General features: G+C 41.8%; 11 protein-coding genes and 2 tRNA genes. 8 read left to right on the forward strand and 5 right to left on the reverse strand.

Going from position 1 to position 16,768, the window contains the following annotated elements; all coding sequences use genetic code 11:
• Window positions 1-119: 119 nt before the first annotated feature.
• Window positions 120-1,574, reverse strand: coding sequence for an aminotransferase class V-fold PLP-dependent enzyme (locus HWQ42_RS17560; protein WP_292814410.1), 1,455 nt, complete (start codon window positions 1,572-1,574; stop codon window positions 120-122).
• Window positions 1,575-2,570: 996 nt separating this feature from the next.
• Between HWQ42_RS17560 and HWQ42_RS17565 the strand changes: the two genes are divergently transcribed.
• Window positions 2,571-4,112 carry a hypothetical protein gene (locus HWQ42_RS17565; protein ID WP_292814413.1) on the forward strand — a complete coding sequence of 514 codons (1,542 nt, stop codon included), beginning with the start codon at window positions 2,571-2,573 and terminating at the stop codon, window positions 4,110-4,112.
• Between the two features lie 52 nt (window positions 4,113-4,164).
• On the opposite strand, the gene HWQ42_RS17570 is transcribed toward HWQ42_RS17565, so the two are convergent.
• On the reverse strand, window positions 4,165-6,363 hold the full coding sequence (locus tag HWQ42_RS17570; protein WP_292814415.1) for a flavin-dependent dehydrogenase: 2,199 nt from the start codon (window positions 6,361-6,363) through the stop codon (window positions 4,165-4,167).
• A 160-nt stretch (window positions 6,364-6,523) separates the two neighbouring features.
• Here HWQ42_RS17570 and HWQ42_RS17575 point away from each other — a divergent pair, with 160 nt between their 5' ends.
• The 6 genes from HWQ42_RS17575 (at window position 6,524) to HWQ42_RS17600 (ending at window position 10,596) form a co-directional block, all read left to right on the forward strand.
• Window positions 6,524-6,757 (forward strand): hypothetical protein, encoded by a 234-nt coding sequence (locus HWQ42_RS17575; protein WP_094349603.1) that lies wholly within the window; start codon window positions 6,524-6,526, stop codon window positions 6,755-6,757.
• Between the two features lie 629 nt (window positions 6,758-7,386).
• The gene (locus HWQ42_RS17580; RefSeq protein WP_292814419.1) at window positions 7,387-8,511 is read left to right on the forward strand and encodes an alpha-hydroxy acid oxidase; all 1,125 of its coding nucleotides are present in this window, start codon (window positions 7,387-7,389) and stop codon (window positions 8,509-8,511) included.
• Window positions 8,512-8,618: 107 nt separating this feature from the next.
• Window positions 8,619-8,702 (forward strand) — tRNA-Leu (locus HWQ42_RS17585).
• Window positions 8,703-8,734: 32 nt separating this feature from the next.
• Window positions 8,735-8,986: a hypothetical protein gene (locus HWQ42_RS17590; protein WP_292740353.1), complete on the forward strand. Its 252-nt coding sequence runs from the start codon at window positions 8,735-8,737 to the stop codon at window positions 8,984-8,986.
• Between the two features lie 489 nt (window positions 8,987-9,475).
• Window positions 9,476-10,273 (forward strand): WecB/TagA/CpsF family glycosyltransferase, encoded by a 798-nt coding sequence (locus HWQ42_RS17595; RefSeq protein WP_292740354.1) that lies wholly within the window; start codon window positions 9,476-9,478, stop codon window positions 10,271-10,273.
• A 251-nt stretch (window positions 10,274-10,524) separates the two neighbouring features.
• Window positions 10,525-10,596: transfer RNA gene (locus HWQ42_RS17600), tRNA-Gln, on the forward strand.
• Window positions 10,597-10,684: 88 nt separating this feature from the next.
• On the opposite strand, the gene HWQ42_RS17605 is transcribed toward HWQ42_RS17600, so the two are convergent.
• Window positions 10,685-11,164: a hypothetical protein gene (locus tag HWQ42_RS17605; protein ID WP_292814421.1), complete on the reverse strand. Its 480-nt coding sequence runs from the start codon at window positions 11,162-11,164 to the stop codon at window positions 10,685-10,687.
• Window positions 11,165-11,380: 216 nt separating this feature from the next.
• On the opposite strand from HWQ42_RS17605, the gene HWQ42_RS17610 reads away from it, so the two are divergent.
• Window positions 11,381-12,679: a hypothetical protein gene (locus HWQ42_RS17610; protein ID WP_292814424.1), complete on the forward strand. Its 1,299-nt coding sequence runs from the start codon at window positions 11,381-11,383 to the stop codon at window positions 12,677-12,679.
• An 80-nt stretch (window positions 12,680-12,759) separates the two neighbouring features.
• Here the strand turns inward: HWQ42_RS17610 and HWQ42_RS17615 are convergent, their stop codons facing one another.
• Both HWQ42_RS17615 and HWQ42_RS17620 read right to left on the reverse strand, forming a co-directional pair.
• The gene (locus HWQ42_RS17615) at window positions 12,760-13,905 is read right to left on the reverse strand and encodes a SpoIID/LytB domain-containing protein (protein ID WP_292814427.1); all 1,146 of its coding nucleotides are present in this window, start codon (window positions 13,903-13,905) and stop codon (window positions 12,760-12,762) included.
• A gap of 224 nt (window positions 13,906-14,129) precedes the next feature.
• A complete protein-coding gene (locus HWQ42_RS17620) occupies window positions 14,130-16,322 on the reverse strand; it encodes a polysaccharide biosynthesis tyrosine autokinase (protein ID WP_292814430.1) in 2,193 nt (730 codons plus the stop codon).
• Window positions 16,323-16,768: the final 446 nt, after the last annotated feature.

Consider the following 16,768-nt stretch of genomic DNA (forward strand, 5'->3'; position numbering starts at 1 on the left):
ATTTGTAATTCGTAATTAAGAAACAGAGAATGAAGGAGTAGGAAAGAAGTTGCAGTAAGTCTTTTCCCTCTGCCCATCTGCCCCTCTGCACCTCTGCTTCTTTCAATGCCCTGAAAAAACTAGCTGTTTATCGCTGTCCAAACACCAGTTATCTGATCTTGTGTGTAGTTGGGCAAATAGTGAGCCAATCCGTTTTTAGCTATTTGAGCGATCGCATTTATAAAGCGATCACAATCTTCTAATGTATTATATACAGCAAAGCTGGCTCGGATAATACTAGGAATGTTACGTGTGATTCCTCTATCTACTTCCTGAGCAATCTCACAGTCTTGCTCGTCTGAAACATTCTTGAGTTTGCGAATATATTCATAAGTGCAGAAAGCCCCAGCCCGAACGCCAATGCCATATTCTTGTGCCAGAATTTCTGCTACTAAGCGTCCGTCAAATCCATCAATATCAAAGGGAATAACATGGGCTAAGTTATCTCCAGGAATATGTATTTTGACACCAGAAATTAGCCCAAGCCGTGTATATGTGAATTCAACTAGAGAGTGTTCATACTGAGCAATGCGATCGCGCCCTACTGCTTCGATAATTTCAATCGCCTTGGCAATAGCGATCGCACCCATTGCGTTTGGTGTTCCGGGGTCATGGGCCCGTTCTGTATAAAAACGCTTGATCTCTAGATTTCTGGTGATATAAGGCAGGTTTCCACCCCCAATTTGATAAGGGTAGGAACTATCAAAAAATTCCTTTGGCCCCAGCAAAACCCCCGTTCCATAAGGAGCATACATCTTGTGTCCAGAGAAAGCTACAAAATCTAAATGACATGGGTCATCATCAGCACGCATATCAACTCGTTCATGCTGAATTAACTGACACACGTCGGCAAATATCTTCGCACCATACCGATGTGCTAAAGCTGCAATTTCGTAAATTGGGGGTCTGTAACCTGTAATTGTCGAAGCACCTGTAATAGTTACTAACTTAATTTGCTCGGCTTCGGGGAGATTTTGGTGTGCTTTGAAAATATCTTCAATTTCTGCGACATTTACACTTCCATCGGGCTGCGTTCTGTACTGCACAACTTCGTCTCTAGTAACCCAAGGCAGCAGGTTAGATGAATGCTCAATATCAGACACTAAGATTTTCCCAGGTTTTTTTGCCCAAAGTGTGGCAGCTCCATTAATTGCTTCTGTTGTATTCTTCGCAAAGATTACATAGTTGTCTGAAGATGACCCGACAAAATCCCGAATAATGTTCCGACTAGCGTCATATTCTCGTGTAGTGATGATGGATTTTTGCCCAGAACCTCGATGTACGCTGCCATAGGTGTCAAGCATTTCGTTCACGTACTGCTTGAGGGTTGCAAAGGGTGTGGTTGTAGCTCCATTATCCAAGTTGACGTACTTGACATAATTTCCGTTAAGAGTTTTCACCTTGAACGATAGAGACTCATCTGTAAATAACGGTCTGATTTCTTTGTCCCAAAAGCTGTCACAATTTTCTATAAACAGCGGTAACTTAGCAGTCTCTTGCTTGATATTTGCGCCCATTGCAAGTACATCACTCATCTTTAGCACCCCGATTTTAAATTTTGATTTTTTTGAAAAGCCTAACTGCCACAACACTTTTTAGTAGTCAGTAACTGTGGTCTTTATAATTACTTTATTCCTAGTAGAAAACTCGGTTACTACAATTATTCTTTAATAAAATAATTAAAAATGATAGCCGTGTTAATACTTAATTTAGATATTTTTGTTGTAAATCAATATACTATGTAAATAATGTTATTAAGTAGCTAAGTATACTTTAAACGATTTTATTCTAGTCATTAAACAAACTTGACGTATTGAAGATAAGTTGATCGAAAAGCTTATGACTAATAAAACCTATAATTGCTTACTGGCAATGTATTTATCGAGAAAAAAACCCTCACTAAGTTGAGATTACTCTTTAAAAAAGTTTTATTATTTTACTTAGAGATATTGTTACTTCTTCAGAAACATTTTATAAGTATTTACTCGTATTATTCAGGATCTCTTAACATTGCAGTGATAGCGAAAGCGCTTAGTTGTTTGCTGACATTAAATAGCGATCGCTTAGGATTAGAGAATTATCATTGAAGAGTAGATACTTGTACGGACATCTATATTTAAGTACTAAATAAGGCATTACAAAATGTATTTCCGAAGACAATCATAATTTATCTCTTAAGACAGATGTGATTATAAAAAATAAAGTATAGGGTGAGGCAGTTTTTTCATGCAAAAAACTTCATCAGCTAGCCAATACAGTTTAATTTTTAACGTATCGGGTTTCTCCTCTCTCCCACCTATCCTCAAAGGCGGCCAGAGTTCCCCTTCTACCTCTTCTTGACGGAGCAGAGCATCATAGTGTTATAACGGCATCAGTCTAGATACAAAATGGGGAACACCAATTGATGATTAATTGCTGGTGCTTGGAGAGAGTTAAACTTAGCTTCTAGAGCAAACCCTGATTAGACAGAGTTTATAAGCAATGCTAATGCCAGCGCTGCTGAATATTTTTAAGCAGGTGAGTCAAGAGTGATGAATGAAGCTGACACCTCAAACAAGGGGGCTGTGATGGAATCCCTAAATTCTGCTAATTCGCCACAATCAGAACAGGCGAGTTGTCCCTTTTACTCAGTTGTGCCTAATGACAATATGACAGTTAAAAAACTGCCACTCCTCATGCCAGCTGAAGATACACAATTTTCACGAGATACCGCCCAGCAGGACTGGGTTGCAGAGCCTGAAAGCGGCAAACAAGCACTTATTGACTCGGAATTTCAGAACCTGCTGGCATTGAACGAAGAATTACGTGCGGCTAATAATAATTTGTATGCACAAGTGGAGCAGCTAAAAGACAACCTAGCTGAGTCAGAAAAGGTTTTGCAGTGGCAGAAAACGCGTTCTAGCGTTAGTGAGTCGATGCTCAACCAACACACTCAGGAATTAGCTGCGGCTCAAGAACAGATAAAGTCTTTATTTCAACAATTAGAAACTGCTGTACAAACTGTTCAACGTCAGGAAATTTTCACTGATACTTATAAAGCACAGTTACAAATTAGCCAACAACGCCTGGCCCAGTTAGAGCGAGAATGTACGTTGCTACACACTAATAACAACGAACAATCTCAGCAGCTATTGCAGTCCGAAAATGTTTGTCGGGAGTTACGTACTAGACTGATGCGACAACAACGCCAGACGCTGCAATTCAAAGCAGCTTTGGAAAAATGTCTAGATACCTCGGTTCCTAGCTATGACTCCTTAGAGGATGCTGCAAAACATCCTAAAGATATAACTAGTAGCCAAGGAAGATTTTCTAGAAAAGCTCGGTCTTTATTTCCTAACGCACAGCCAATTCAACCTTGGTCAGCAGAAGAAGAATCCCTGAGTAACGATCTAGATAATTCTTGGGGTGAACCCTCAGCACCAATCCCATTCCAAAGAAATGAAGGCTCTGCAACGCCGCCATCATCTCCTTGGAATTGGACAGTTAAGAAAGACACCCCAACGCCAACACAACCCGCGCCATCTCCAGAAGTTGATGATTCTCCAGATACAACTGAAGTGGTTTCACCTTCGGGTTCGTCAAATTTAGATCAGCAATTAGATAGTCTAATCCAAATGTTTTTCACCTCCCAGCCTGCATCTACATCACCACCACCTACTGCGAAAGCGGATGTTAGTGATGCCCCTATTTGGGAGACTTTAGCAACAATTTTAGAAGACGATAAGGAACTAGAAAATCCACAGGAGGGACATTTGGAAGCAGAAATTAATCCTCCTGCAACTACCTCTACTTCTTGGAGAATGGATTCTGTGCTTTCACCAGCCAATAACTTATCGGTTTCCTCCACTCCATCTCACACCGAAACGCCTGTTGGAGAAACTGAAGACTACTGGTCAGAAGTTTCACAATTGACACAGTTGGAATTGTCAGCAAGTGATTTTTCCTCAGACTCATTAGGTGATAACACCAATGATGACAATTCACCTTCACCAGTAGTTTATCCCCAGCGTCCACCCAAGGGGCGTAAGTCATTGGCATCTGTAGAACTGCCGAATTTTCGCCCTAAGAGTTAGGAATTAGTTGTCATTAGTCATTTGTCTAATACTAATGACCAATGACTAATGACTAATTCAGAATTCTTGCTTCTGACTTCGGAATTATGGCTTCTGGGTTGGATTTTGCCACCTGACTGGGCGATCGCGGTTTGCCTGTGGCGATCGCATAATTAATTGCCAATAACCACAGCCACAAGCCTGGATTACGAGGTTCTAGCCAAAAACCTACCCGGTTTAAGAAGCGCCCAAACCACGGACTTAGTAAAGCACTAATCAGGGCATGACGACCAAAGTTGAAATAACTACCAAGCCATCGCCCTAAATCTCTAGGACCAGCAAGTTCCCAAATCCATAAAAGCAAGGCAGGATTTTTTCTAGCAGCTTTGAGTGCTAGGCGGTTAAAGGTTAACCAATCACACCGATCTTTGATGAAGTTATCTGCCACCTCTGGCGGTTCGTCTGCTAACAGCCCAAAGAAGGTGTTGAGCATGGAGTTAATCCGCTGCGGTGGTAAAAATTTCCCTGTGGGTACCATCATCCCTTTGGAAAATAGCCAAGTCACGGAAACGTTGCTTTGGTAGGCGCGAATTTGGTTCAGGTGGCGGAAACTCAACAAGTCATGTTTGAGGGCAGTATCCAACAGCGTTGTTAAGCGCTCTAGGTTGCGAACTAGGGAACCAAAACCGGTGAAAACGAGGGGAGATTGGAGTGATGCCGCATCACCGATCGCAATCAATCGATCGAAGGCAACTGTGCGATCGCGACTTCCCACACTAAAATGCCCTGGTATATACCCAAATGTCGGCTTCTTCCACACTAATTTGTCCATATCGCACCTGCGATACTCTGGCAAAATTGTGAAAAAGTCCTCGTACATTTCCAGTAAGGAACCAGGATTTTCAGCATTGACTTCGTGGTAATGAAATAAATAAATCGTCAGTTCCTCATCTGCTGCGGGAAACAATTCCCAAATCAACTGCCTTCCCCGCGAAATATCTCCATGACTGTAAAGAACGTCCCCATATTGGGAATCCCATACTCCCGGCTCAAATCCGCTCTCAATTGCCGCTCCCACCGTCGGACACACACTATCAAAGGCACGACCACCGTTTAATTGCCAAGCGATGGGTGAGGCAGTTCCCATTGCATCTATTAGCAGTCGTCCACTTACTTGTTTCTCAATTTGACTGGGCAAGTGCTTGACTTGCAAAACTACCTGTGATATATCAATATCTGCACGGATAAATTCTGTTTCATCCCAAATTTCACCGCCTGCCGCTTGCAGTTTTTGCCCACACATTTGGAGCCATTTTTCGGAATCCAAGCCTAAATTTAGGACTGTGGGTGTGTGGAGGACGGGCGATCGCAGTTTGGCTGGATTATTAGCATCAAAAAACTTATTGAATCCATCTTTGTATTCCCTGGCAATGATGGTTTCTAACTCAGCGGGGGTGACTAAACCCAAGTTAACTAAGCTTTGAATCTCGTCGCGCGAAATATTCCATTCTCGGTTCATCCGCCCAAAGGGCATTCGTTCCACCAGCAAGACTTTATATCCGAGTTTTGCCATCAGTGCTGCATGGATTGCCCCTAATGCGCCACCAATATAGATGATGTCGTACTCGGTATGGGACACAAGAGGTAGAGGGGCAGAGGGGCAGAGGGGCAGAGGGGAAAGACTTCCTGCAACTTCTCCCCTGCTCCCCTGCTCCCCTACTTCCCTGCTCCTCTGCTCCCCCGCTCCCCCGCTCCCCTGCGAAAACACTACTTGACGCGGCTGCTGCGGATTCCGCACCCCTTCGCGCCATCGTTTTTCCCACCAATAGGCACGAGTTAGGTCATATTCACCGTTGGGCATTTTCTGAAAATACTTGACGGTAAGGGGGTAAGTAGAGCCTAGTGCGGCAAATATTGATTGCTGGGATAAATCAATTGCTGGTGGTTCTGGGTAATGATGCGGAAAACGGCTTCTGATTTCCTTGGTCAAACGTTGCAGAATTTGTCTTTCACTGGGAAAGGGTTGTTCTGCCCAGCGAAACACTTTCAGATAGGTAGTTCGTTGCACCGACCAGACAAATACTGAAAGTTCTGTAGGCAAGTTTTCGGAAAAACTCACTCCAGTAGGTGTAGTAGCACTGGCTAGTTGAAGGCGAAAGCCTTCCGAGGTAAGCACTTTTTCTCCATTTCCAGGTTCAAAATCTGTTTGTAACCAACTACGCACAGTTTCTGTTTCTGGAGTTGGAACTTCTAAATAAAGGATTTCTTTCATCTTTTCCTGACATCTCCCATCAATCTACTCACTAAGACAGATTTTCTTAAGGCACAAAGTAAGGTAAACTCCGCCCTATTAGTTTCATAAAGATTCAGTGAAGAAATTTTAAGAGTTTGTCAAATTTATTGTTCATTTTGTATTTCTGTAAACCCACGCCATGAATTATCCCATTCCAGACAGTCCCCAAGAAATTATTGCCCTACGACAACAGCCGATTGATGAAGAATTAGTTGCCAGTGCGATCGCTGGAGTCATTAAAATTGTCCGCGCTCAGGGTCAATCTTTGGAAGAGTTAACCGCTCAGTTGTTAGCAGACGATCCACTGCTGGATCAGCAACAACGTCGCTGGTTAAGCCAATTAGTTGCCCAATCCTGGGAAAAGTTCTCCTAAAACCTTGTGTATGATGAAGTTTTGGTCGCAGCATTAGATTTCTAGGTCTGTACCTAAATGTTGGCGATGCCTGCGGCGGGCTGCGCCTACGCATTTTCGGTATATGAGTAATAATAATGGTCAGTATGGGATTGACAATCGGGTTGCTGTTTTTGTGTTCATGGCACAGAAGCCATTAAATTAACCATATCAGCGTTTTACGTTGCTTATGAATTTTACAACGTTCTGAAACGGAAAGACCTCTGCTTGGCGCCAGAGGTCTTTTTTTGGGAGCAATCTTTATGCTGTTAGAGCAACGCCTCGGCACATAATTTTGTTGAGCGATCGCTAACTAAGTAAAAATAAATACATTTGAAAGCCTTGACCAAGCCCCGTTGGGCGGGGTTGCAGGTTTGGGTGTGGGGTGTGGGGGATAATTAGCTCCAACTGTCATCGTGGGATACAAGCCCCGTTTTTTAAAACGATTGCAAAGGTCTGGGTTTCAGAGCTACGACCAATGCTGTCTTCCCTGCACCCTACACCCTTCTTCGTGACAATGAATAATCGTAGTCAGCGACTCTAGCCATTTAAAATCTTATGCAGAGCGATAATCGCTCAGTACGAACAAAAGTTTTATCTTAGATTTAATTATGTCTACCGACTTATCCACTGACGATCGCTTTCAACCCATCAACCTTTTTGAGTACGAAAAGCTAGCAAAAGAATATTTATCTCAAACGACACTTGATTACTACAGCAGTGGCGCTTGGGACGAAATCACATTGCGAGATAATCGTGCTGCCTTTGAGCGAGTCAAGCTGCGACCTCGGATATTAGTCGATGTGAGCGATCGCAATCTAAGTACCTCCATTTTAGGACAACCTCTACAACTACCTTTGTTAATTGCACCGATGGCCTTTCAATGTCTAGCCCATCCAGACGGAGAAGTTGCCACGGCTTTAGCTGCTGCATCAGCTGGTGTGGGTATGGTGTTAAGTACAATGGCAACAAAGAGCATTGAAGAAGTGGCGACTGCATGTAATCAGTTTCCCGATTCTCTGCGGTGGTTCCAGCTTTACATCCATAAAGACCGGGGATTAACTCGTGCTTTGGTAGAAAAAGCCTATAAAGCAAGCTACAAAGCACTTTGTCTAACTGTAGATGCACCCGTTCTCGGACAGCGCGAGAGAGATAGACGTAATGAGTTTGCCTTACCCCAAGACTTACATCTGGCTAATCTTGCTAGTATCTCAGGACTAGATATTTACCATGAAAAAGGTGAATCTGGATTATTTACCTACTTTGCCCAACAGCTAAACCCAGCAGTCACTTGGGACGATTTGGAATGGTTGCAGTCTTTATCTCCACTACCTTTAGTTATCAAAGGAGTTTTACGCCCAGATGATGCTGTGCGGGCTGTAGAATATGGAGCCAAAGCAATTGTTGTTTCTAATCATGGTGGCAGACAACTTGATGGTGCGATCGCTTCTTTAGATGCCCTCGCTGAAATAGTAGCCGCAGTGGATAGTAAAGTAGAAGTGGTGTTAGATGGAGGCATTCGTAGAGGCACAGACATTCTCAAAGCCCTGGCATTAGGAGCAAAAGCAGTACTAATCGGACGACCTATTTTGTGGGGACTAGCGGTAGCAGGACAAATCGGCGTATCTCATGTCATCTCACTGCTACAAGATGAGTTAAATTTGGGAATGGCCCTTAGCGGCTGTGCCAAAATACAGGATATTGACCCTAGTTTATTGACCCTGCCACGCCTTTAAGCCGGAAAACTGTTAAAAATTTGATTCCAGCAAAACTTTGAGAAATAATTTTCAGACTTGTTACAAAATCTCTTTATTTAGAGTATACTAGTTAAGGTTAGATATAAGGGCGGGTGGCGGAATTGGTAGACGCACCACACTCAAAATGTGGCGGCCTTACGGTCATAGGAGTTCGATTCTCCTCCTGCCCACTACCAAAGCAGTGATAAAGAGGTTAAAACTTATGCGCCTGAAAAGATGGGAATCTCCCCGTAAAGAAGGCAGAAATGATAAAGGTAGAGGCGGTTCTGCTAGGAAGCGTCAACTGAAAAAACAAAGGCAAATGTTACGCCAAAGACTTAAAGAAAGTAACAAGCCAGACAATAACAAAAATGAAAGAGCAGGGAAAGATAAATTTATCTTTCCCTTATTTTTTGGGCTTTTATTTCAGAAAAAAATAAAATTTAGAGATTTTTCAATACAGAGAGTAAATTAAATCTGTCTGTAATAAATTTGGAAATCATAATAAAAAATTATTAACCATTAAAATATACTAATTTTAATTCAACCTCTTAAGCGCATATTTACGTATAAAAACGGCAGACTAAGTGGCTAGCATTTTACATTACCTACTCAAGTATTAAGTAGTATATACTACTTGTGGTGCAGCATCTCTCTAAGAATTTATCGCAATTGTAATGCTTGGATGAACTAACTAAAAATTAATTATGAAGGAAGTATGAATTTTGTCAAGCAGTGTCTGAAATCCTTAACATAAAACAGTAAGCTAGGACACAACAGCAAATAATTATAGTATTACCGATTAAGCCAAAAGTATACTAAAAAGGCAATTGCACCTCCACGTGTTAACTTCCAACAATGACACAAGCCTACAAAAAGTCATGAGTCATCCAATCCGAATATTAAATAATTTGGATTGGTCTAGGTAATCTATGAATTGTTTTATTGGATACAGGAGTTATTGATGGTGGCGAGAGTGCTTCTACCTACTAAAAAAGTGCTTGATTTTCCTATTACTGCTTTACGGTTTGACGAGCAGATACAAACAATACTGAAGTGGGCGAGTAGGCGTGAGAGTAAAACTGTATATGTAGCCAATGTACACATGCTCATTGAAGCCCATTGGAATCCAGAATTTGCCACCGTATTGCGAAATGCAGATGTAGTTACTCCTGATGGTATGCCTCTGGTGTGGATGATGCGAAAAATGGGAGCGCTTTACCAAGACCGTGTGGCAGGGATGGATATTTTTCTCGCATTGTGTCAGCTAACTCAAACACAAAATCTGAGCATTTTCTTTGTAGGTTCTCAAACAGAAATTCTGTCTAGGATGCAAAACAGGTTAGAGAAGGAATTTCCGCAGATAAAGATTGCGGCAATGGAACCCCTACCCTTTCGTCCCCTAACTGAAATTGAAGACGAAGCCTTGGTTCAAAAGATTAACTCTAGTGGCGCTAGTGCTGTTTTAGTGTCATTGGGATGTCCCAAACAAGAAAATTGGATAGCTCAACATAAGGGCAAGATACAAGCTGTAATGATTGGACTGGGTGGAGTTTTCCCAGTTTATGCCGGAATTCATAAGCGGGCACCCCGCATAGTTCGAGACTTAGGGCTTGAATGGCTGTATCGATGGATTCAAGAACCACGCCGACTTTGCGGCCGCTATGCGAAGACGATTCCACTCTTTATATGGCTGGCTACTAAGCAACTACTATCATCAAGTCGGATTGCAGCGGTCTTCCTTCACGAGGCTGGGGATTAAAGAAAAATAAATAGGTAAGACAGACTCTAAGCAGTTCATCATCAAGGAAAACAGGTTTTAGATGCTCGAAAAATAATTTTATACCTGAAGCCCGAAGATGCAAGGGTTCACCTCAAAATGATGAAACAAGTAAACTGCCAAGATTCCCACCAATCAATGTCCTGCTGTAAAAATGCATTATCTAAAATCAACTATTAAAGTACTTGACATTAACCCCGGACTAAGTGTTATATTAGCTATAGTGAAATTGTTGGGGCGTCGCCAAGTGGTAAGGCAGCGGGTTTTGGTCTCGCCATCCCTGGGTTCGAATCCTAGCGCCCCAGTTAATCTAAAGACAGGCATTATAGTCTGTCTTTAGATTTTTTAATTGCATTTTTAAGATGTGTCTCAATGCATATAATTCTGTAAATGTTACTTGTCAGGAGATTTGAGAGCTTGATCTAGAGTCTTCCGAGCTAGTTCTGCTTTAGCTCGCGCTTCTTGGTAACGCACATTAGCTTGGGCAAAATTTTTGAGAACTTTAAAACCTTCCTTGAGTCGAGTAATTTCCTCTTCTGTCACCGAGTCATCAGTAAACAGCACATCAACAGCTTTGCGAATTTCCAACGCTTCAGCTTGTGATTCCTGAACTTTCAGCTTGAGCGTAGCCAAGTTACTCAGAATCTGGACAGCTTGGGTAATACTATCCTCACCACTAGCAGTATCAATAGTTGACTCTTTTACCTCAATTAATTGTTGAGGGCCAAATCCTTCTTCCAGTTCTGTGGGTAACTTACCTGCATCCATCAGTTCCATTAACTGATCCATTGCTTTATCACGGGCTTTGGCTGAATCTTTTCCAGAAACAGTAAGGATAATTTCTGGGCTTTGAGCGAGAGTATATTGAACCATATTTGAGCAGAAAATTTGCTGATTTAACCAATCTGAGGCAAGTAATTATATCATTTTGCGTGTCCGATCATTTGTTGATTGTCTAGTCAATTAAAGAGTGTAAGACCGAACGTCAACACTTTGAATTTTGAATTCTTACCTCTACCCCTGCTAAGTCGCTCAAAATAAAACTTTATACTTAAGAAAAGGAATAATTTTCAATAGGAGGGGAGAGCAATGGCTCCCAGTCCCACCATCATGCAAGCTGTGGAACAACTGGGCTACCGTGTCACCGTTGGTGATGTGGCAACTCAGGCAGGATTGAACGTCGCTGAAGCTAATCAAAGCTTGTTAGCCCTGGCATCTGATGCTGGCGGACATTTACAGGTAGCGGATTCAGGTGATATAGTTTTCCTTTTTCCACAAAATTTTCGAGCAATTTTGCGTAATAAATACTTCCGACTACGATTGCAGGAATGGTGGAAAAAAGTCTGGAGTGTTCTGTTTTACCTGATTCGTATTTCTTTTGGAATTTTCTTAACTGTTTCCATCGCCCTGATAACTATTACCATCTTCGTTATCATTACCTCTATCAATTCAGACCGTGACGGCGACAATCGGGGCAGTAATTCCGGCGGTGGGGGCTTCTTCTATTTTCCAAATTTATTTTGGTATCTTAGCCCAAATTATGACACCCACTACCAGGAACGGCGACGTGAAAGGCAAGAAGAAAGTAATCTGAATTTCTTTGAAGCTGTGTTTTCGTTTTTATTTGGCGATGGTAATCCTAACGCCAACTTAGAAGAACGTCGCTGGCAAGAGATTGCTACGGTGATTCGGAGTAACCGTGGTGCAGTGGTAGCAGAACAAATTGCCCCATATTTGGATGACATTGGCGAAGGATACACAAGAGAGTACGAAGATTATATGCTGCCCGTTCTGACGCGATTTAATGGGCAACCAGGGGTAAGTCCAGAAGGTCAAATTGTTTATTACTTCCCAGAATTGCAAGTGAGTGCAGTTAAAAAGCGCCGTTATGCAATATCAGATCACTTGGAGGAATTTCCCTGGCGTTTTAGTGCCGCAAGTTCCGGGCAAATTATGCTGAGTGCTGGGTTAGGGATACTAAATTTTGTTGGTGCTTTAGTACTGGGAAGTTTATTGAGAGATGGAACTGTTGCTGTCCAGTTAGGTGGACTGGTAGCTTTTGTACAAGGAATTTATTGGCTGCTATTGGCTTACGGAGCAGGTTTCTTAGGCATCCCGTTATTGCGTTATTTCTGGATTCAGTGGCGTAATCGCAAAATAGGCGATCGCGGTTGCGATCGCCTTTCCAGAGCAAGGCTATTGGCAAATCCTGATGCACTTTTGCAACAAAAAATCAACTATGCCCAACAATTTGCAACAGAAAAAGTCATTGGCAACGAAGATTTAGTGTATTCTAGCGAAACTGATTTACTCGACCAGGAAGTTGAGCGTTCTGCAAAAATTGATGCTGAATGGCAACGGCGCTTAGAACGGGGGAGTGGGGAATAGGGAGCAGAGGGGAAGGGGAGCAGAGGGGCAGAGGGGCAGGGGGAGAAGAATTAAATCAGTCCCCAATGCCCAATCCCTGATTACTTCGCCTGAATTGGTGTTAGAGCTACACCTTGATAATAATGTCCCAAAATTTGCAGGTGGTTCACTCCTTGCCGAGCCAGATTGTACGCCCCCCACTGACTCATGCCTAAAGCATGACCATAGCCAAGCCCTTGCAGTACAAAACTACCATCAGCGCCCTTGGTGACGCTAAATTTGGTACTTTTTAACTTGAGGGCTGTTCGCACTTCCTCGCCCTGTAGCACCTTCGTGCCTTTGTTGCCGACAATTTTTAAAACTTTAACACTGCGGAAAGGTGAGTATGTCTCTGGAATCATCGCCGTCACACTGCCCACCTCTGGAAATTTAGCGCTAATTTCACTGGGCGAGAAGGTTTTCACCCAATTACACTCGCGGATATTTTGATCGTAGTCTTGAACAGCACGTAGATAAGGTTCGCTACTTCCCCAAACATCTTCTACGTTTTCAGTGTGTCCCCCAGAACAAGCGTGGAAGACTGAGAGAATAATCCGATTTTTGTAAGTTAGTACCTGCCCTAGAGTAGAATCCACCGCGGCGTAAGTAGCAGGAGATTCACTGATGACACCTTTGTAAATTTGCCAGCGATCAGGGGTATTGCCTAAATCATAAACGGGATTATTCCGTTGTTTTTCTCGTTCGTAGAGAGCGTAAGTGCGGGCTGCGATCGCTTGGGCTTTTAAAGCTTCTTGGGGCCAGCTAGCATCCATTTCGCCACCGAGAACGCTGTAGAGATATTCTTGGTCATCAACCCAATTAACAGCAGTTAAGCCTTTTTCTGTGGGGACAACCAGAGTTCTGCCTCGATACCAGCGATCGCCAATATAAACAAATCCTTTGCCAGTTGGCTCAATCCAAAATAAACCAGACTGCCACTTATCTAAAGCAACTCCGCCAGGAACGGCTTGGGCATAATATGCGCTCATTGCTGGCAACTGTCCAAGAGTCCGCCCAGTACTATCCTTAACGATGCCAGTGGTGGAACTACCCACTTTTACCTGATTAACGCCCCTCTCAATTGCCACGCGTAAGATTACAGACGCTTGGGCTGGGGCAACCAAAGCTATCCATAAAAAGATACTTACCCACCAATAACGTACTTTAATCTGGGAAAATAAAGAGCCTAAATAAAGTTGGAATTTCATGCTGATCATCTAATCACACTAGTATCTAATTGACGCTCTGGATTATGGCGCCTACTACTTTAAGATGAGACAGTTCTCCAACGCAGGAGGTTGCCACCTCCTACTAATTATGCATTTTGCTTTAGCTATCAGGTAGAAATCAGCTGAAGAGGGCATGGCGAGAATTCCTCTGTCTCTTCCCAATTCCCAATTCCCAATGCCCAATGCCCCCATACTTCTTCAGTCTACGATGCCAATACCTTTTGAGAATTGCTCACTTCATTAGCGATAATTCCAATTAAATTCAACTTACTCAAAATTTCTGTTGCTTGAGTCAGTTCAGTTCTAGTCACTTTCCCCATGCGCTCTACCATTACAATACCACTGCAAAAAGATGCCACAATCCTGGCATCAACCGTGCCTAAAATAGATGGAGCATCTATTAGTACTAGGTCATAATTTTGCTCAAAGACCTCTATTAGTTCTTTCATCCGTTGAGAACTGAGCAACTTTACTGTGTCTTCTGGTTCTGGACCAGCAGTCAAAATATCAATGGAGGGGTGAATTGGCTGGATGTAATCTTGAAAATTAGTAGTCGTCTCATCAACTAATAATAGAGATAGTCCCCAATCATTGGATAGTTCCAATATTTTGTGCAGGCTAGGATTATGTAGGTTAGCATCAATTACTAATACCCGTCGATGCATCCGGGCGGCGCTAGCTACAAGCCCTAATACTAAGGTCGTCTTTCCTTCCCCTGATAGTGCTGAAGTAAACATCAGCGACTTGAACGTTAAGGGATATTTTAATATTTGAATATTCTGGTATATCATGTCTAAATTTTCATGGACGGGCAATTTATTAATGGCTTCTATTACAGAAGAATCTGAACTGACTCGTCCGTTCAAAGGCAGCCCCAGCCGCCGCTTTTTGACACTACGTGATGGTAGTTTTGGTACCGATCCCAGTACACGTAGATTCGTTAGTTTCTTTAAATCTCCGGCACAATAAATAGCGTCATTAAATTTTTCCCTAATTAGGGCTGCTAAGATACCTAAAATCGACCCAATTATCACTCCTCCAACTAAAAGTAATAATCTGTTGTTACCCATATAAGTACCGGGAGAAGGTTCTGCCAAAACTTGCCAGTTATATCCTTCCTGAGCAATTTTCAGTCCTAATGACTGTTGTACCTGGAGTAGTTGTTCAAGGTTTTTGCGGCTAGTTTCTACCTTTGACAGCAGACGATTGTACTCTGCTATTAAACTTGGGTATTTGTTTAGCTCAGAGCGTAGTTGCTGTTCTGACTCGACTAGATTTTTTTCATTGGCAGTTAGTCCTAAAACACTTGTCTTTACCAAAACAAATTCATCTACTAGCGTTGGATCAACCCCTAGCATTTGTCCTTTGAATAGGGGTTTTTCCTTACTACTATTACTAATGTTTTTTACCTCTTCTCGTAAGAGAGATAGCTGACTTTGGCGTTGCTGCTTTAATTTTTGTACCGATGGGTAATCATCTGTATAGCGGAGCCGCTCCTTAGCCAATGCTAGTTCAGTCTTTTGAATTTCACTTAATAATGCTTGATAGCGGCTTGACTGATTTAAACGAGAAGAAAGTAGTGTATTCTGTTGAGATGAAGACGCTATTAGTTGCTCTAGATTATCGTAGCGAGCGTTTACATCTTGAAGGTTGGCACGAGTGGTTTGTAGCTGTTGTTGAATATCGGCTAGAGATTCTAGCAGAATTTTACTTTGGACTTCAGGATCGAGTAATTTATGTTTTTTGCGAAACTGTTCTAAGTTTTTCTCAGCTTTACTTACCTCTTTTTTTATCTCAGGTAGGCGAGTGTTTACAAAAGCTAATCCCTGATTTAGACGTTCTTTTTGCTGCTGTTTGTTGTAGTTTTGATAGACTTTTTGTAGAGCTTGAAGTACTCTTTGGGATTTTATTGGATCGTCATCATTAAAAGAAACTTTAAATGCCTGATTAAAAACTTTATTTGCTCCTATGCCTCCTGCTTCTGGAGTTACTTCTAAAGGTGCTTTTCTGTTATGTTCTTTTTGACCATTGATGTCTTGTAAGGTAATATCAGGATAATCAGAATGAAGTAAATCTACAGCTTTCTGAAGTAACTTAGAACTCAGCATGAGTTTCATCTGAGTTGTGGAATCAACAACTTGAGAATTTGAATCAGTAACCTGAGTATTTAGCTGTGATCCTTCAGATAAATTGGAATTCACCAATATCTGCATATTGCTCTGGTAAGTAGGTTTGGCATTGATAGCTAAGAGGCTAGCAACTGACATAACTACACAGGAAACCCCAAAGATCAGAAAGCGTCGGCGAAGCAAAATAGTAGATAGTTGTCTGATGTCAACTGCGCCTTGTGCTGAAGTAGTAACCTGTTGCTCTTGATTCAGACTAGTCTTAGCCACTATTAAACTCCTCTACTATCGAAACACTATATTTATTTGGAAGATTTATGAGAAATATGAAATGATTTTTTACACCTAATAGCTGCGATCGCATACTTAATTCTTCTTCCAACAATGACAAGCTAATTTGGCATAATATTATGCCAACTGGCGCTTTCATGTTCATCAATTCATGCATATAAATTCTTAATCAGTGTTGGAAGGATAAATTTTTAATAAATATTTTATTGAAAGAAGAAAAATCTTGACGAAAAATTAATTATTTTTCCTAAGTATTTGAGTATAAAATAATCCGATTCACAACAGTGCTATATATTAAAGTTGTTTTGATAACTTGTAATATAAAAAACACATTGAGAAAAATATTTAAACCATACTATTTGTATATTCTTGATACATCTAGTTAACCGTAAATTGTTGGTTAAATAGTTGACTTACTCGGAAAA

It is taken from the genome of Nostoc sp. JL23, assembly GCF_017115065.1.
GTDB lineage: Bacteria > Cyanobacteriota > Cyanobacteriia > Cyanobacteriales > Nostocaceae > Nostoc > Nostoc punctiforme_A.